We start from the raw sequence: 12,947 nt of genomic DNA, 5'->3' as shown, positions 1-12,947 counted from the left end.
TTTCGATAGCTATGTAAATTTAAATTGAAGTAATTATGATATAAAATATAAATGGTTGGCATACTTATGAAGCTAAACTCTATAAATTATCAAATCTCAATCTATAATTTAATTAAACAACTTATATCCACGGAAGGTGGAATGAGAATGGAGGATCACCATGGAACAAAAAATGACAACAAAGGGAAAATTCACAACAAGGCAAATTGCAGTAGTAGGAATGCTATTTGCAATTACCATAGTTTTAGGAGCTACGGGGATTGGATTTATACCAGTACCACCATTTAAGCTAACTATAATGCATTTACCTGTTATAATAGGATCGATTATAGAAGGACCTGTAATTGGAGCATTGCTAGGATTACTTTTTGGATTATTTAGTATATTCCAAGCAATTAATACACCATCACCGGTTTCTTTTATATTTATAAACCCATTAGTGGCAGTTTTGCCAAGAATTTTGATAGGAATAACACCATACATAGCGTATAAATATATTAATTTAAAAAACAATAAAATTAGGCTTGCTATATCAACAGCTGTAGGTTCTTTTACAAATACATTGGGAGTAGTAGGCATGATTTACGCTCTGCATTTACATGCTTATGCAGATGCTTTGCATATTTCCACTGCTGCAGCTAGTAAATCACTTTTGGTTTTGGTATTAAACGGATTTAGCACTGCAACATTATCCATTTTAGGTGTAGTGCCAATTGTATTAGCACTTAATAAGGCAAGAAAATAATAATTTAAAATTTTTTAAATAGAGTGGAGGGGCATAAGATGATTGATTTATTAATGAAAAGAAGAAGTATAAGAAAGTACAAGGATATGAAAGTTCCAAAAGAGAAGGTAGATAGTTTAATAAAAGCTGCATTACTATCGCCATCCGGAAAAACAATGACACCTTGGGAATTTATTGTGGTAGAAGATAATGAAACTATTAAAAAACTTGCTAAATCAAAACAACATGGAAGCAGTTTTTTAGCAGAATCACCTCTTGCTATTGTAGTTGCTGCTGATAGTACTAAAACAGATATATGGGTAGAGGATGCATCAATTGCTGCAACAATAATTCAGCTGGAAGCAGAACATTTAGGACTTGGTTCTTGCTGGATACAAATAAGAGGTAGAATGCATGATGAAAGTAAAAGTGCTGAAAATTATATAAAAGAGCTTTTAGAAATACCTGAAAATTATTCAGTAGAATGCATGATTTCTATAGGATATAAAGATGAGGAGAAAAAACCTTATACAGAAGAAGATTCAAAATATGAAAAGATTCATAGAGAAAAGTTTTAAGAAATTAAATAAAACTAGAGTAAATTCCCTATTGCAATTTAATTTATATTTGATATAATTGTGTCGTAAGGTTAATTCCTTATTTCTGAAATATTTGTGAAGCTCTTATTTTGAACCTACATTACTTAAAAGGGAGTTCAATATTTAGATGTGAACTGACTCATAAGTCCAATAAAAATGGCAAGGTCTATAAAGCATCTGTGAGGACACCCACCTATCGCAGAGATAGGTGTCAAAATTAGGGCAGCGGTATTTTGGATACTTTCTTTGATTATAATAAAATTATTATATAGGATAAGAGATGATGGTAGTCATCTCTTATTTTTGTATGATTTAAGAAATCTATGAGTGCGTCTATATACTACTCTTTTAAAAAAGCCTTGGCATTTTTAAGAGAGTATGGTAATATGACTTTGTAAGATTAAAGTAAAAAATGGTTTATGTAATATTAGTTTTCAAAGATTATACATATTATCAAATAAAACAAGTTTATATAAAAATCCCGGGGGGGCTGGTGTTGCTGGCTGAGAGTAAGAACGAAATTCTTAGACCCTTTTAACCTGAACTGGATAATTCCAGCGTAGGAAGAGGTTTAACATATACATATATTTTGAGGATATAGGTACAAATCTCTTTCGGAGATTTGTACCTTTTTATTTTTGAAGATATTCTTAAAAGAAAGTAGTAGTCTTACAAGACTAAAACAATTACTGCTAAAAATAATTAATGGAGGGGTTAAAATGAAGTTTTCACAAAAATTATATGAGAGTGTGGAAGATATTTGGAAGTCTTATTATGAACACCCTTTTGTATACGGAATAGGACAAGGTACTCTAGATGTGGACAAATTTAAATTTTACATGATTCAAGATTATATTTATCTACTGGATTATGCAAAAATTTATGCTTTAGGTATAGTGAAGGCTGATACAGAAGAGATAATGAAGGGCTTTTCTAGCATGGTAAATGGAATATTAAATGAAGAAATGAGTATTCATAGATCTTATATGAGAAGGCTTGGAATTACTCAAGATGAAATTAGTCAGACAAAGGCTTCACTTGCTAATATTTCCTATACTAACTATATGCTTTCTGTATCTCAAAGAGGGACTTTAGCAGAGCTTAGTGTATCATTATTATCTTGTATGTGGAGTTATTTAGAAATTGGAAAACATTTAAGTAAAATCCCTGGAGCTGTAGACCACGAATTTTATGGGGAATGGATAAGAGGATATATTTCAGAGGATTATATAAAGTTAACTAACTGGGTTATAGATTTAATAGATGATCTTGCAAAGGACTTACCAAAAAGAGAGCTTGAAAAGCTAGAGGAAATATTTATAAATACAAGTAAATATGAGTATATGTTTTGGGACATGTCTTATAACAAGGAGATGTGATCTATATGTTAGAGTTTTCTAATGTGAACTTTAAATATGAAAATGATTCAAAAAATCTTATAGAAGATCTAAGTTTTAATATAAATAAAGGAGACTTTGTAAGTATAATTGGACCTAGTGGCTGTGGTAAAAGCACAATTTTCAGATTGATTTCAAAACTTGAGAAAGCTTCTAGTGGAGATATTTTATTAGGTGGCAATAATATTGAAGACTTACATGGATATATAGGGTACATGCCTCAACGAGATTTATTAATACCATGGCGAACTATTTTAGAAAATGCGTCCTTGCCGCTGGAAGTAGGTGGCAAAAATTTGAAAGAAGCTAAGGAAAAAGCAGAAGAATATTTAAAGGTTTTTGGGCTTAATGAGTATAAAGATAAGCACCCAAGGGATTTATCAGGAGGAATGAGACAAAGAGTTTCTTTTATTAGAACACTACTTACTGGATCAGAGGTTATGCTTTTGGATGAGCCCTTTAGCGCATTAGATGCTATAACCAAAGTTTCTATGCAGGAATGGCTTTTAAGTCAGTGGATTAATTTAAAAAAGACTATATTATTTATAACTCATGATGTAGAAGAGGCTTTATTTTTATCTAATAGGATATTTGTTGTGTCAGAAAAGCCTATTGCAAAGTTAAAGGAAGTTATAGTTCCTCTTGATTATCCACGAGATAGACATGCTTTAAGCAATAGGGAAATACTTAAGATAAAAGAAGAGCTTATAAATGAATTAAAGCAGAGGGTAGAGCTATGAGAAAACATAAATCATCAGTAATTGTTGGAATTTTCTTTTTTATTACCTGGGAAATTATTGCAAGATATATAAACGCAATGTTTATACTCCCATCTCCTACTAAGGTCTTAGCAAAAATTTGGGAACTTAGGGAACCTCTTTTTTTAGTACATCTTCCTGCTACATTGCTTGTTACCTTCATAGGACTTTCAATATCAATAGTTTTAGGAGTAGCTTTAGCAATAGTTATGAGTTTAAATAAAAAAATAGAAGAAGCAATATATCCTATTTTAGTAGTGACTCAAACTATACCAATAACAGCATTAGCACCAATATTTGTACTTTGGTTTGGATACAGTATTTGGAGTAAGGTTGTGGTAACTATACTTATTACCTTTTTCCCTATAGTTGTAAATACATATGATGGTTTACGCTCCACCAAAAGGGAAATGGAAGAGCTTTTATTAACTTTTGGAGCAAGTAAAAAGGACATATTTATTAAGTTGAAAATTCCTCATGCACTTCCATACTTTTTTTCTGCGCTAAAAATAGCTGTGCCTTTAAGTGTAATAGGTGCTGCAATTGGAGAATGGCTTGGGGCTCAATCGGGTCTTGGATACTTTAGCAAAAGAATGATGACTCAATTAGATGGAGCAGGAGTCTTTGCTCCAATAGTGATCTTATCTCTTGTAGCAATAGTTTTAGTTTGGTTAATTAATATTTTAGAAAATAAAATAATAGGTGATTTTTATAGAGAATAACCTTTATTTTTTTAGATGCCTAAAAGGAGGAGTAAATTATGAAAAAATTAAAGTATTTATCATTATTATTAGTATTTTTGATTTTAGTAATGACAGGGTGTAGCAGTAAACAAGCTAAGGGAAATGAAGAAGGTAAATTAGAAGATGTAGATTTAGTACTTGATTGGTATCCAAATGCAGTACATAGTTTTATATATGCAGCTATAGAAAAGGGGTATTTTAAAGAAGAAGGATTAAATGTAAATATTAAGTTTCCATCCAATTCTACAGACCCACTATCACTACCAGCAGCAGGAAAAGCAACAGTTGGAATATATTATCAACCTGATGTTATAATTGCAAGAGCTAATGAAAAAGTGCCTGTAAAATCTATTGGGTCTATAGTACAGTCACCTTTAAATGTTGTTATTTCTTTAAAAGAAAAGGGCATAAATTCCCCTAAAGATTTATCAGGAAAAACTATTGGATTTTCAGGAAATCCTTTAAATACAGAATATGTTAAAACTATGGTAGAAAAAGATGGGGGAGATCCTAATACAGTTAAAATAATAGATGTAGGATTTGAACTTTTATCTGCAATGATTACAAAAAAAGTTGATGCAACAACTGGGGGACTTATAAATCATGAAGTTCCTGTTATGAAGCACGAAGGACATGAAATAAATTATTTCGATCCATCTAAATATGGAGTACCTAATTATTATGAATTACTTTTTGTTACAAGTGATAACACATTAAAAGAAAAACCTGAAACTTTAAAGAAATTTATGAAAGCATGTAAAAAAGGATTTGATTTTACAAAAGAAAATCCAGATGAGGCGTTAAATATATTATTAAAGAATCAGCAAAAGGATAATTTCCCTCTTATAGAAGCGGTAGAAAAGGAAAGCATGAATACGCTGCTTCCAAAGATGGAATTAAAAGATAGCCCATTTTCAACTCAAGACAAGAAAGTTTGGGAAGAAAATATAAATTGGTTATATGAAAAGGGAATGCTTAAAGAAAAGGTAAAAGCAGAAGATTTTTATGTAGACTTACTTTCTAAATAGTATCTAATAATTAGTAAGCAGTAACTAGTATATTATCATATATAACTAGTTACTGCTTACTTTTCATTAAAAGGTATGTTGTGAGTGGTTTATACCTATCCAAGTATCCTGTGGTAAACTTACAAGTACACAGCTTACTGCAGATATGAAAAGTATTATAAGTATTAAGAAAATACTTATACCTTTTATCTTAAATAGTTCTGAAGTAAAGAGGCACATAGAATTTGAAATTAAAAGTTCTGTGCCTAAAAGTATTAAAAGTACTGGCCACCACTTAAGAAAGCTTACAAGAGTTAGCATGTCTTGAGAAGGAGATAAAAAGAGAACTATTCCAAGAAATATACAAGATATTCCTAAGGTAAAAGATCCTGTTGTCCATTGGCGCATGATTTATCTCCTCCATTTTTTTTAGTTTTCTTACCTGTTAGAAGTTTTATTCCAATCCCTATACATAAAACAGAAGCTAGAGATGTTCTTATATAATTTTCAATCTCCATGTCTAGATATATGTTTAATGCAGGCAATACTACTCTATTTATTATAGATAAAGTTCCAATTATTATAAATCCATAACCTAGTAACCTTACTTCATTACCTTTCCATACAAAATTAATTCCTTCATCTTCTACAATAGGCTTATCGGACATTAATTGCTTTCGAACATCAAAAATACTAAAGAACCAAATTATTGGAAGTAAAAACAGGGTAAAGGAAATTCGAAGCCGATCGCTTAATCCGATTATTAAGAAAAATGATGCCATAATTTGAATTCCTTTTCGTTGAAGGCCTATATACATGTGACCTGCTCCTGGCATTAATGAAAATAGCATTGCTAAAGATTTATTATTTTGCATTTTAACAACTCCTTAAAATTTTCTTTCTAATGAATACTATAATACTTAATTCTTAAATAAAAGAAAACATAAATATTAATAATTTCTTAATTTTTTATTTGAGGCGAAGATTTTAAAGGGTATTTAACTATTGATTAATGGGATATAATAAAAATTAGAGACATATTAATGAAATGTTGGCGTAATCAAAATAGTATTATGTGGCAAACTAAAACTATGAATTAAAAGAGGGGGAATTAAATATGAAGCAAAATAGACTAGAAAAAGTGCTAAATGATATGAAAGAAAAAAATATACCACAACTTATTGTAACAGACCCATCTTCTATATTTTACTTAACAGGAAAATGGATTCATCCAGGAGAGAGAATGCTTGTGCTTTATATAAACTTAGATGGAAATCATAAGCTATTTATAAATGAACTTTTTCCAGTATATGAGGATTTAGGGGTGGAAAAGGTTTGGTTTAAAGATACGGATGATAGTGTAGAGCTTTTAGCTAAATATATACATAAAGATCATGTAATTGGTATAGATAAAAACTGGCCATCTAAATTTTTATTAAAGTTGATCCAGCTTAATGCAGCTAAAAGTTATGTAAATGGATCAGATATTATAGATAAAATAAGAATGAAAAAGGATGAAGAAGAAAGGGAATTTATGAGAAGGGCTTCAAAGATAAATGATGAAGCTATAGAAAGGCTTATAAATATAATACCTGAAGGATTAACAGAAAAAGAAATGGGTCAAAGACTTTTAAAAATATATGAGGAATTAGGCGCAGAAGGATTTTCTTTCGAAACAATTATAGCTTATGGAGCTAATGCAGCAGATCCTCATCATGAAGGTGATAACTCAAAAGTAAAAGAAGGAGACTGTGTCATCATAGATATAGGATGTAAATATAAATCATACTGCTCAGATATGACAAGAACTGTATTCTATAAAAACTTACCTGAAAAATCAGAGGAAATATATAATATAGTATTAGAAGCTAATAAAAGAGCTATAAATACAGTAAAACCTGGAGTTAGATTTTGTGATATAGATAAAGCAGCAAGAGACTATATAGAGTCAAAGGGGTATGGTAAATATTTTACGCATAGAACAGGTCACTCTATAGGTATAGATGTACATGATTTAGGAGACGTGTCGTCGATAAATACAGATATAGTAGAGCCAGGCATGATATTTTCCATTGAACCAGGAATATATCTTCCAGGAGAAGTAGGAGTACGAATTGAAGATTTAGTATTGGTAACAGAAGATAACTGTGAGGTGTTAAATAGCTTTACAAAAGATGTTCTAAGAATAGAATAAAATAAGGTTTCTATTAATTAAATAGGAAAATCTAAAAGAAGTTTGCAAAGGCAAGCTTCTTTTTTCATAAATGACAATTATTTATTTTTGTAAGTCTTGGTTAATAATAAAGTATAAATTTCACTAAAAAGGTATACTTTTTTACAAAGTGGTAACGTAGGATACCGAGTTTTAAATTAATAACATATAAAATAAGAATTAAGAAAATACTACTAGAGAAAATAAATTTATAGAAATGAATTCAAGGAGGAATATAAATATGAGTAAATTTTTAGGGAAAATACATTATTGGTTATTTGATAAAATAGCGTGGTTTGAATCTTTAGAGCAGGAAATAATAAATTGGGGCAGAGCTAAATCAGATTTATCTATCGCAGAGTGGGAAAAAGAAGCTATAGAAAAGTTTGGTGGTCCTGTGGGAAAAGTAGCTCTTGAAGATGTAATAGATACATCAAATATTCATGGTTGGCTTCAAGATAAAATAAATAGGGCAGAACTAAGACAGGCATTTATAATAACTAAGGTTATAGATTCAGTTAATGGAGAAAATTACAAGGAAGATTTAAAAAATATATATAAATCCCAAGGCACAGAAGCAGGGGCAAAACATAGGGGAGAATATGCTCTTGAAACGCCAGATGAAATATTTAATGCTATAAATAACTATATATTAGAAGGAATGCCTTGTGATCGTGTAAATGAGGTTTTAGAAAATACTAGAGATGTATTTAGTTGGTTTGCAACAACCTGTCTGCATACACCATATTGGAACCAAGTAGAAGGTAATGTTGATAACTTTTATGCTTTAAGAGAAGAATGGACTCGTGCTTTTGTAGAAGCTCTTACAGATGAATATGCATATGAAGTAAAAAATGAAAATGAACGCAGAGTGCACAAAATATATAGAAAGTAATTTTAAGGAGGTATAAACATGAATGCTATTGAGCTTATGATGAGCGAACATAAGAATATAATAAGAATGCTTCAAGTTGTAAGAAAGTATTCTTATAAAGTGCTAAAAAACGAAGAGGTTGATATTAATGATTTTTATAGCATAATAGATTTTGTAAGAAATTATGCAGACAAACATCACCATATGAAAGAAGAAAATTCTCTATTTAATAGATTAAGTGCAAAAATGGGTGGTGCAACTCAAAGTGGTCCTATAATGGGAATGCTTATGGAACATGATTTAGGAAGAATGCACATAAAACTATTAGAAGAAGCTCTTGAAGAATTAAAAAAAGGTAATGATGAAGCAAGACTTGATGTAATAGCAAACGCTATAGCTTATGCAGAACTTTTAAAAAGACATATCGAAAAGGAAGATACAGTTATATATAAATATGCAGAAAGAGCATTATCACCTGAAGAACAAAAGGCAGTTGAAGAAGAATGCATAAATGTAGAAAAAACTGCAGAAGAAAGTGAAACACAGCAAAAGTATATAGACTTACTAGAAGAATTAGAAAGAAAAGTACAATAATATAAAACGGAGTCCGGTTATATGGACTCCGTTTTACATTATTGTAAAACCTTGTATATTTATATGTTTTCATGTAAAATGGAAATTATGGTTGCACCAAAATTAGTAAGCTAAACAAGGAAGGTAATGTTATGGAGAATTATGAAAAACTTAATATTAAGGCTAAGAAATCTTGGTTTTTGGGAAGATTTATATTTTTAGTAATAATTGTATCAATTTTAGTTGTTTCTAAATATCTTATATTTAAAAATATAAAATATCATTGGACTATAAATTTAATAATTGGAATAATAATTTTACTTCAATTATTGAATACTTTTTTGTATCCTGAAATAGAGTACAAGCAATGGAAGTACTTAATTGATAACGAAAAATTTGAATTTATAGAGGGAATATATTTTATAAAACATACTGTAGTACCTATTGAGAGAATTCAGCATATAAATGTGACTCAAGGACCTATAAACAGAAGGTTAAATCTTGCCAATATTACAATAAATACTGCAGGAGGAAGTTTTGATATACCTAATTTAGAAAAAAGCAAAGCAGAGGAATTAAGTGAATTTTTAAGATTAAAAGTTTCTGGAAACTTAAAAACAGAGCTGGGAGAAAATAATGGATAGGAAGCTAAAAAATCATAAAATAGTAATATTAGACTATATATTTAAATCAATAAAAGATTTCTTATTACCTATAATAATATTTTTATCAAAAGATATGTCTATTAGTAAATTACTTATATTTACAGGTGTGATTTTTTTGATAATGCTTTTGAGCTTTACAAAATGGTATAATACTTATTTTTATATAAAGAATGAAAAATTGCATTACAATAAAGGTATAATTAGTAAGAATAATATTGCAATACCAATAGAAAAAATAACTACTATTGATTTTTCTCAAAATGTATTACAAAAGATAGTAGATGTGGTTACATTGAAAATAGATAGCGGGGCTAATAACAGTAAAGACAGTGAAATAATAATTGTGATTAAGAAGGATAGTGCAGAAGTATTAAGAAATGATTTAATGATTGAAAGAAAAGAGAAATTGCTAGAAGATATAATGGTAGAAAAGAAATATGATAATGTAATTATTAATATGAGTAAAAAGGATATAATATTGTATTCCATGACTCAAAATAGTTTCGCCATAGTAATTGGGTCAGTACTTTCTTTTTTAGCATTTGCAGATGATGTTTTAAAAATATTTAATATAGACTTAGATAAGATCATAAATAAGAATAATATAAGTTTTAATTTTAAATTTAATACAAAAATTATTATAATAATAGCTACTTTAATAGTATCATTTTTTGTAATTATAAAATTAATTTTACTGATAATATATAGATTAAAATTTTCTAATTTCAAAGTTGTAAAGGAAGATAAGCTCTTAAAAGTTGAATATGGACTTTTAAATATTAAAAAGTATTCTTTCCCAATTAATAAGATAAATGCAGTTATATTAAAACAAAACATTTTTAGGCAATTGCTAGGGTTATATAAAGTACATATAAGCGTAATTGGATACGGTGATGAAAAAGGAGAAGAGGCAATATTAGTTCCTATTTGTAACAAGGAGAATATTAGTCATATTTTAAATGAAATCAATCCGCAGATTATATTTAATAAAGAGATGAATAAAGTAAATAAGCATGGCAAGGTTAGATTTTTCTTTATACCTATGGTTATTACTATAATCATTTGTGCAATTAGTATTTTTAAAAATAAATTTAAATATGTATTTATCATACTTATTCCTGTGGTATTTATATTAAAATACTTAAAATATAAAAATACTGCTTTAGGTTACAATGAAAAAATAATTATTACATCCTTTGGAACATTTACAAAGCAAACAGTATTAGTAGAAATGAAGAAGATACAAGCATTATCAAAAAAAACAAATTACTTTCAAAGGATTAAAAATTTATGTACTTATAACATACAGTATTACTCTCAAGGTTTTGGGGGAAACATAACTTTAAAACATTTAGAAGATAAACATTTTAAACAAATAGAAAAGCATTTATTTTAAAAGTAAAGCACTAATATTGATATTAAATATTAGTGCTTTATACAATTACTCTTCTTCATATTCCTTTACAGATATAATTTCCTCTATAGTACATAAATCTTGTATCAGTGAAGAGGGATAAATGGCTAAAGGAGTGGAAAGAGTATAAAATGCTTTGTGATAATTTAATTCTTCATCAGTAGTAAATGATACACTAGTAACTTCTATACTTCTAGCATTAAAAAGTCTTTCGGCCTTTTGGACAAATCTATTATTTAAATATTGCAGTTCTATTTTTATAATTTTGTTTTTATCTAAAAATCTTACTTCAAATCTTTTAAGACTAACCAATACCAAGAATACTCCTACTGTGGCAGCTATGCTTAAGAAATAATATCCAAGGCCTATAGCTAATCCAATACATGCTACTGTCCATATGCTTGCAGCAGTGGTAAGACCTCTTACAGAACCCTTTTCATGGATTATAGTACCAGCTCCTAAAAAACCCACACCAGTTATAACTTGTGCACCCATTCTACCTATATCTACCTTAAGAGATGACACAAGAGCAGGATTTGCAGCGATTTGCTTTGTTATATCATGAACAGCTACTTCCTGTATTATTGAAATTGTAGCGGCACCAATACAAACTAAAATATGAGTTCTAAATCCTGCCGGCCGTTGTTTATATTCTCTCTCATACCCTATAAGTCCTCCAATTATTATAGCAAGAAAAAGTCTTGCAATAATTTGTATATATAAGTTATTAAAATCCATTCTTAAGGCCTCCTCTTAGTTGTTTAATTAGCTTTATATGCTGGAGATAATTAAGCATTTTTTTCTATTTTCCCATTTTTCGCTAATAAAATCAATATATTTATAAATCATAGTATGCCATCACCGCAAAAATGTTAATTTTATTTCAATAAAATAATAAAAATATATTTTTGTGGTATCATATATTTAGGTGATAATTTAAAGTTAATATTGTCACTTAATATTATGTATTCGAATACGAGAGGATAAAAATGGATAAGGATTATTCAAATTTTAATAAAGAAAAGGAATTAGAAAAATTAAATAAACTTCAATATGATGTTACTCAAAAGAATGCTACAGAAGCACCCTTTGAAAATGAATTTTGGAACCATAATGAAGATGGGATATATGTAGATATAGTCTCACGAGAACCACTTTTTACATCTAAGGATAAGTTTGATTCAGGTTGCGGTTGGCCTAGTTTCACTAAGCCTGTAGAAAAGAAAAATGTAAAGGAAAAAGCTGATTTTAGCTTTGGTATGCATAGAATTGAAGTTAGAAGTAAACATGGGGAATCTCATTTGGGACACGTATTTACGAATGGTCCTGAAGATAAAGGTGGACTAAGATATTGCATAAATAGTGCAGCTTTAAAATTTATACCAGTAGATAAGCTTGAAGAAAAAGGTTATGGTGAGTATTTAAAATTATTTAAAATTATTTAAAATGTAGATAGAAATTTAAATAATAAGTAATTTATTGTTGACTAAAAAGTTAAAAATAATCAGGAAAAAATTAATAAAAACAGTTGACTAAAATATAAATTTAGAATAAAATAATAATATAAACAATACCCCTTAGGGGTATGATGGAGGTATGGAAAATGGTAACAGAAGTAAGAGATAATAGTTTTGAGCAAGAAGTTTTAAAGTCAGATATTCCAACTATAGTTGATTTTTGGGCAGTATGGTGTGGCCCATGTAAGATGCTTGCACCTGTAATAGATGAAGTTTCAGAAGAATTAGCTGGAAAAGCTAAATTTGTTAAAGTAAATGTAGATGAAAATCCCGTAATAGCTAGTCAATTTAGAATAGCAAGTATTCCAACTGTTATGATATTTAAAGGTGATAAGGCAGTAGACACTTTAGTTGGATTTAGGCCTAAGGATGCTATCAAAGCAGCTATAGAAAAACACCTATAATATTTATAGATAAATGTGATTAACAATAAATGAGTATTTTAATGGATTGATATATAATAA

16 protein-coding genes, 1 other RNA gene and 1 riboswitch are annotated in these 12,947 nt (G+C 29.0%); of the genes, 14 read left to right on the top strand and 3 right to left on the bottom strand.

The window, feature by feature from the left end:
- Positions 1–160: 160 nt before the first annotated feature.
- The 7 genes from CRN98_RS03035 (at position 161) to CRN98_RS03005 (ending at position 5,249) form a co-directional block, all read left to right on the top strand.
- Positions 161–745 (top strand): ECF transporter S component, encoded by a 585-nt coding sequence (locus CRN98_RS03035; RefSeq protein ID WP_097025948.1) that lies wholly within the window; start codon positions 161–163, stop codon positions 743–745.
- A gap of 38 nt (positions 746–783) precedes the next feature.
- Entirely contained in the window at positions 784–1,302 is a 519-nt protein-coding gene (locus CRN98_RS03030) for a nitroreductase family protein (protein ID WP_097025947.1), read from the top strand.
- A gap of 79 nt (positions 1,303–1,381) precedes the next feature.
- Positions 1,382–1,567: non-coding RNA, 6S RNA (gene ssrS / locus CRN98_RS03025), on the top strand.
- A gap of 229 nt (positions 1,568–1,796) precedes the next feature.
- A riboswitch (TPP riboswitch) is annotated at positions 1,797–1,906 on the top strand.
- 136 nt (positions 1,907–2,042) lie between these two features.
- Entirely contained in the window at positions 2,043–2,702 is a 660-nt protein-coding gene (gene tenA, locus CRN98_RS03020) for a thiaminase II (protein ID WP_097025946.1), read from the top strand.
- Positions 2,703–2,707: 5 nt separating this feature from the next.
- On the top strand, positions 2,708–3,460 hold the full coding sequence (locus CRN98_RS03015) for an ABC transporter ATP-binding protein (RefSeq protein ID WP_097025945.1): 753 nt from the start codon (positions 2,708–2,710) through the stop codon (positions 3,458–3,460).
- Positions 3,457–4,200: an ABC transporter permease gene (locus CRN98_RS03010; protein ID WP_097025944.1), complete on the top strand. Its 744-nt coding sequence runs from the start codon at positions 3,457–3,459 to the stop codon at positions 4,198–4,200. Before CRN98_RS03015 ends, CRN98_RS03010 begins: the two co-directional genes overlap by 4 nt.
- Before the next feature lie 38 nt (positions 4,201–4,238).
- Positions 4,239–5,249 (top strand): ABC transporter substrate-binding protein, encoded by a 1,011-nt coding sequence (locus CRN98_RS03005; RefSeq protein WP_097025943.1) that lies wholly within the window; start codon positions 4,239–4,241, stop codon positions 5,247–5,249.
- Between the two features lie 66 nt (positions 5,250–5,315).
- Here CRN98_RS03005 and CRN98_RS03000 read toward each other — a convergent pair whose 3' ends face one another.
- Positions 5,316–5,636 (bottom strand): LiaI-LiaF-like domain-containing protein, encoded by a 321-nt coding sequence (locus tag CRN98_RS03000; protein ID WP_097025942.1) that lies wholly within the window; start codon positions 5,634–5,636, stop codon positions 5,316–5,318.
- Positions 5,603–6,103: a hypothetical protein gene (locus CRN98_RS02995; protein ID WP_097025941.1), complete on the bottom strand. Its 501-nt coding sequence runs from the start codon at positions 6,101–6,103 to the stop codon at positions 5,603–5,605. The genes CRN98_RS03000 and CRN98_RS02995 overlap by 34 nt, the downstream gene beginning before the upstream one ends.
- Positions 6,104–6,345: 242 nt before the next feature.
- Here CRN98_RS02995 and CRN98_RS02990 point away from each other — a divergent pair, with 242 nt between their 5' ends.
- The 5 genes from CRN98_RS02990 to CRN98_RS02970 all read left to right on the top strand — a co-directional run bounded on the left by CRN98_RS02990 (position 6,346) and on the right by CRN98_RS02970 (position 10,948).
- The gene (locus CRN98_RS02990; RefSeq protein WP_097025940.1) at positions 6,346–7,422 is read left to right on the top strand and encodes a M24 family metallopeptidase; all 1,077 of its coding nucleotides are present in this window, start codon (positions 6,346–6,348) and stop codon (positions 7,420–7,422) included.
- A gap of 259 nt (positions 7,423–7,681) precedes the next feature.
- Positions 7,682–8,335, top strand: a complete 654-nt coding sequence (locus tag CRN98_RS02985) for a hypothetical protein (RefSeq protein WP_097025939.1) — start codon at positions 7,682–7,684, stop codon at positions 8,333–8,335.
- An 18-nt stretch (positions 8,336–8,353) separates the two neighbouring features.
- Positions 8,354–8,908 (top strand): hemerythrin domain-containing protein, encoded by a 555-nt coding sequence (locus CRN98_RS02980; protein WP_097025938.1) that lies wholly within the window; start codon positions 8,354–8,356, stop codon positions 8,906–8,908.
- A gap of 131 nt (positions 8,909–9,039) precedes the next feature.
- Positions 9,040–9,531: a PH domain-containing protein gene (locus CRN98_RS02975; RefSeq protein ID WP_097025937.1), complete on the top strand. Its 492-nt coding sequence runs from the start codon at positions 9,040–9,042 to the stop codon at positions 9,529–9,531.
- Positions 9,524–10,948 carry a PH domain-containing protein gene (locus tag CRN98_RS02970; RefSeq protein WP_097025936.1) on the top strand — a complete coding sequence of 475 codons (1,425 nt, stop codon included), beginning with the start codon at positions 9,524–9,526 and terminating at the stop codon, positions 10,946–10,948. Before CRN98_RS02975 ends, CRN98_RS02970 begins: the two co-directional genes overlap by 8 nt.
- Positions 10,949–10,993: 45 nt before the next feature.
- Here the strand turns inward: CRN98_RS02970 and CRN98_RS02965 are convergent, their stop codons facing one another.
- Positions 10,994–11,704 (bottom strand): MgtC/SapB family protein, encoded by a 711-nt coding sequence (locus tag CRN98_RS02965; RefSeq protein WP_097025935.1) that lies wholly within the window; start codon positions 11,702–11,704, stop codon positions 10,994–10,996.
- Between the two features lie 251 nt (positions 11,705–11,955).
- On the opposite strand from CRN98_RS02965, the gene msrB reads away from it, so the two are divergent.
- Complete coding sequence (gene msrB / locus CRN98_RS02960; RefSeq protein ID WP_097025934.1) at positions 11,956–12,411, top strand: peptide-methionine (R)-S-oxide reductase MsrB; 456 nt, start codon at positions 11,956–11,958, stop codon at positions 12,409–12,411.
- 158 nt (positions 12,412–12,569) lie between these two features.
- Entirely contained in the window at positions 12,570–12,887 is a 318-nt protein-coding gene (gene trxA, locus CRN98_RS02955) for a thioredoxin (RefSeq protein ID WP_097025933.1), read from the top strand.
- The last annotated feature ends 60 nt before the right edge of the window (positions 12,888–12,947 follow it).

It is taken from the genome of Clostridium peptidivorans (genome assembly GCF_900205925.1).
Taxonomy (GTDB): domain Bacteria; phylum Bacillota; class Clostridia; order Clostridiales; family Clostridiaceae; genus Clostridium_AK; species Clostridium_AK peptidivorans.
The sequence above is the reverse complement of the archived record's forward strand: the minus strand, read 5'-3'. Positions and strand labels throughout refer to the sequence as shown.

Excerpts from the sequence above, each read along its gene's own strand:
- CRN98_RS03035 (WP_097025948.1), top strand. The coding sequence starts at position 161 with ATGGAACAAAAAATGACAACAAAGGGAAAATTCACAACAAGGCAAATT.
- CRN98_RS03030 (WP_097025947.1), top strand. The coding sequence starts at position 784 with ATGATTGATTTATTAATGAAAAGAAGAAGTATAAGAAAGTACAAGGAT.
- tenA (WP_097025946.1), top strand. The coding sequence starts at position 2,043 with ATGAAGTTTTCACAAAAATTATATGAGAGTGTGGAAGATATTTGGAAG.
- CRN98_RS03015 (WP_097025945.1), top strand. The coding sequence starts at position 2,708 with ATGTTAGAGTTTTCTAATGTGAACTTTAAATATGAAAATGATTCAAAA.
- CRN98_RS03010 (WP_097025944.1), top strand. The coding sequence starts at position 3,457 with ATGAGAAAACATAAATCATCAGTAATTGTTGGAATTTTCTTTTTTATT.
- CRN98_RS03005 (WP_097025943.1), top strand. The coding sequence starts at position 4,239 with ATGAAAAAATTAAAGTATTTATCATTATTATTAGTATTTTTGATTTTA.
- CRN98_RS03000 (WP_097025942.1), bottom strand. The coding sequence starts at position 5,636 with ATGCGCCAATGGACAACAGGATCTTTTACCTTAGGAATATCTTGTATA.
- CRN98_RS02995 (WP_097025941.1), bottom strand. The coding sequence starts at position 6,103 with ATGCAAAATAATAAATCTTTAGCAATGCTATTTTCATTAATGCCAGGA.
- CRN98_RS02990 (WP_097025940.1), top strand. The coding sequence starts at position 6,346 with ATGAAGCAAAATAGACTAGAAAAAGTGCTAAATGATATGAAAGAAAAA.
- CRN98_RS02985 (WP_097025939.1), top strand. The coding sequence starts at position 7,682 with ATGAGTAAATTTTTAGGGAAAATACATTATTGGTTATTTGATAAAATA.
- CRN98_RS02980 (WP_097025938.1), top strand. The coding sequence starts at position 8,354 with ATGAATGCTATTGAGCTTATGATGAGCGAACATAAGAATATAATAAGA.
- CRN98_RS02975 (WP_097025937.1), top strand. The coding sequence starts at position 9,040 with ATGGAGAATTATGAAAAACTTAATATTAAGGCTAAGAAATCTTGGTTT.
- CRN98_RS02970 (WP_097025936.1), top strand. The coding sequence starts at position 9,524 with ATGGATAGGAAGCTAAAAAATCATAAAATAGTAATATTAGACTATATA.
- CRN98_RS02965 (WP_097025935.1), bottom strand. The coding sequence starts at position 11,704 with ATGGATTTTAATAACTTATATATACAAATTATTGCAAGACTTTTTCTT.
- msrB (WP_097025934.1), top strand. The coding sequence starts at position 11,956 with ATGGATAAGGATTATTCAAATTTTAATAAAGAAAAGGAATTAGAAAAA.
- trxA (WP_097025933.1), top strand. The coding sequence starts at position 12,570 with ATGGTAACAGAAGTAAGAGATAATAGTTTTGAGCAAGAAGTTTTAAAG.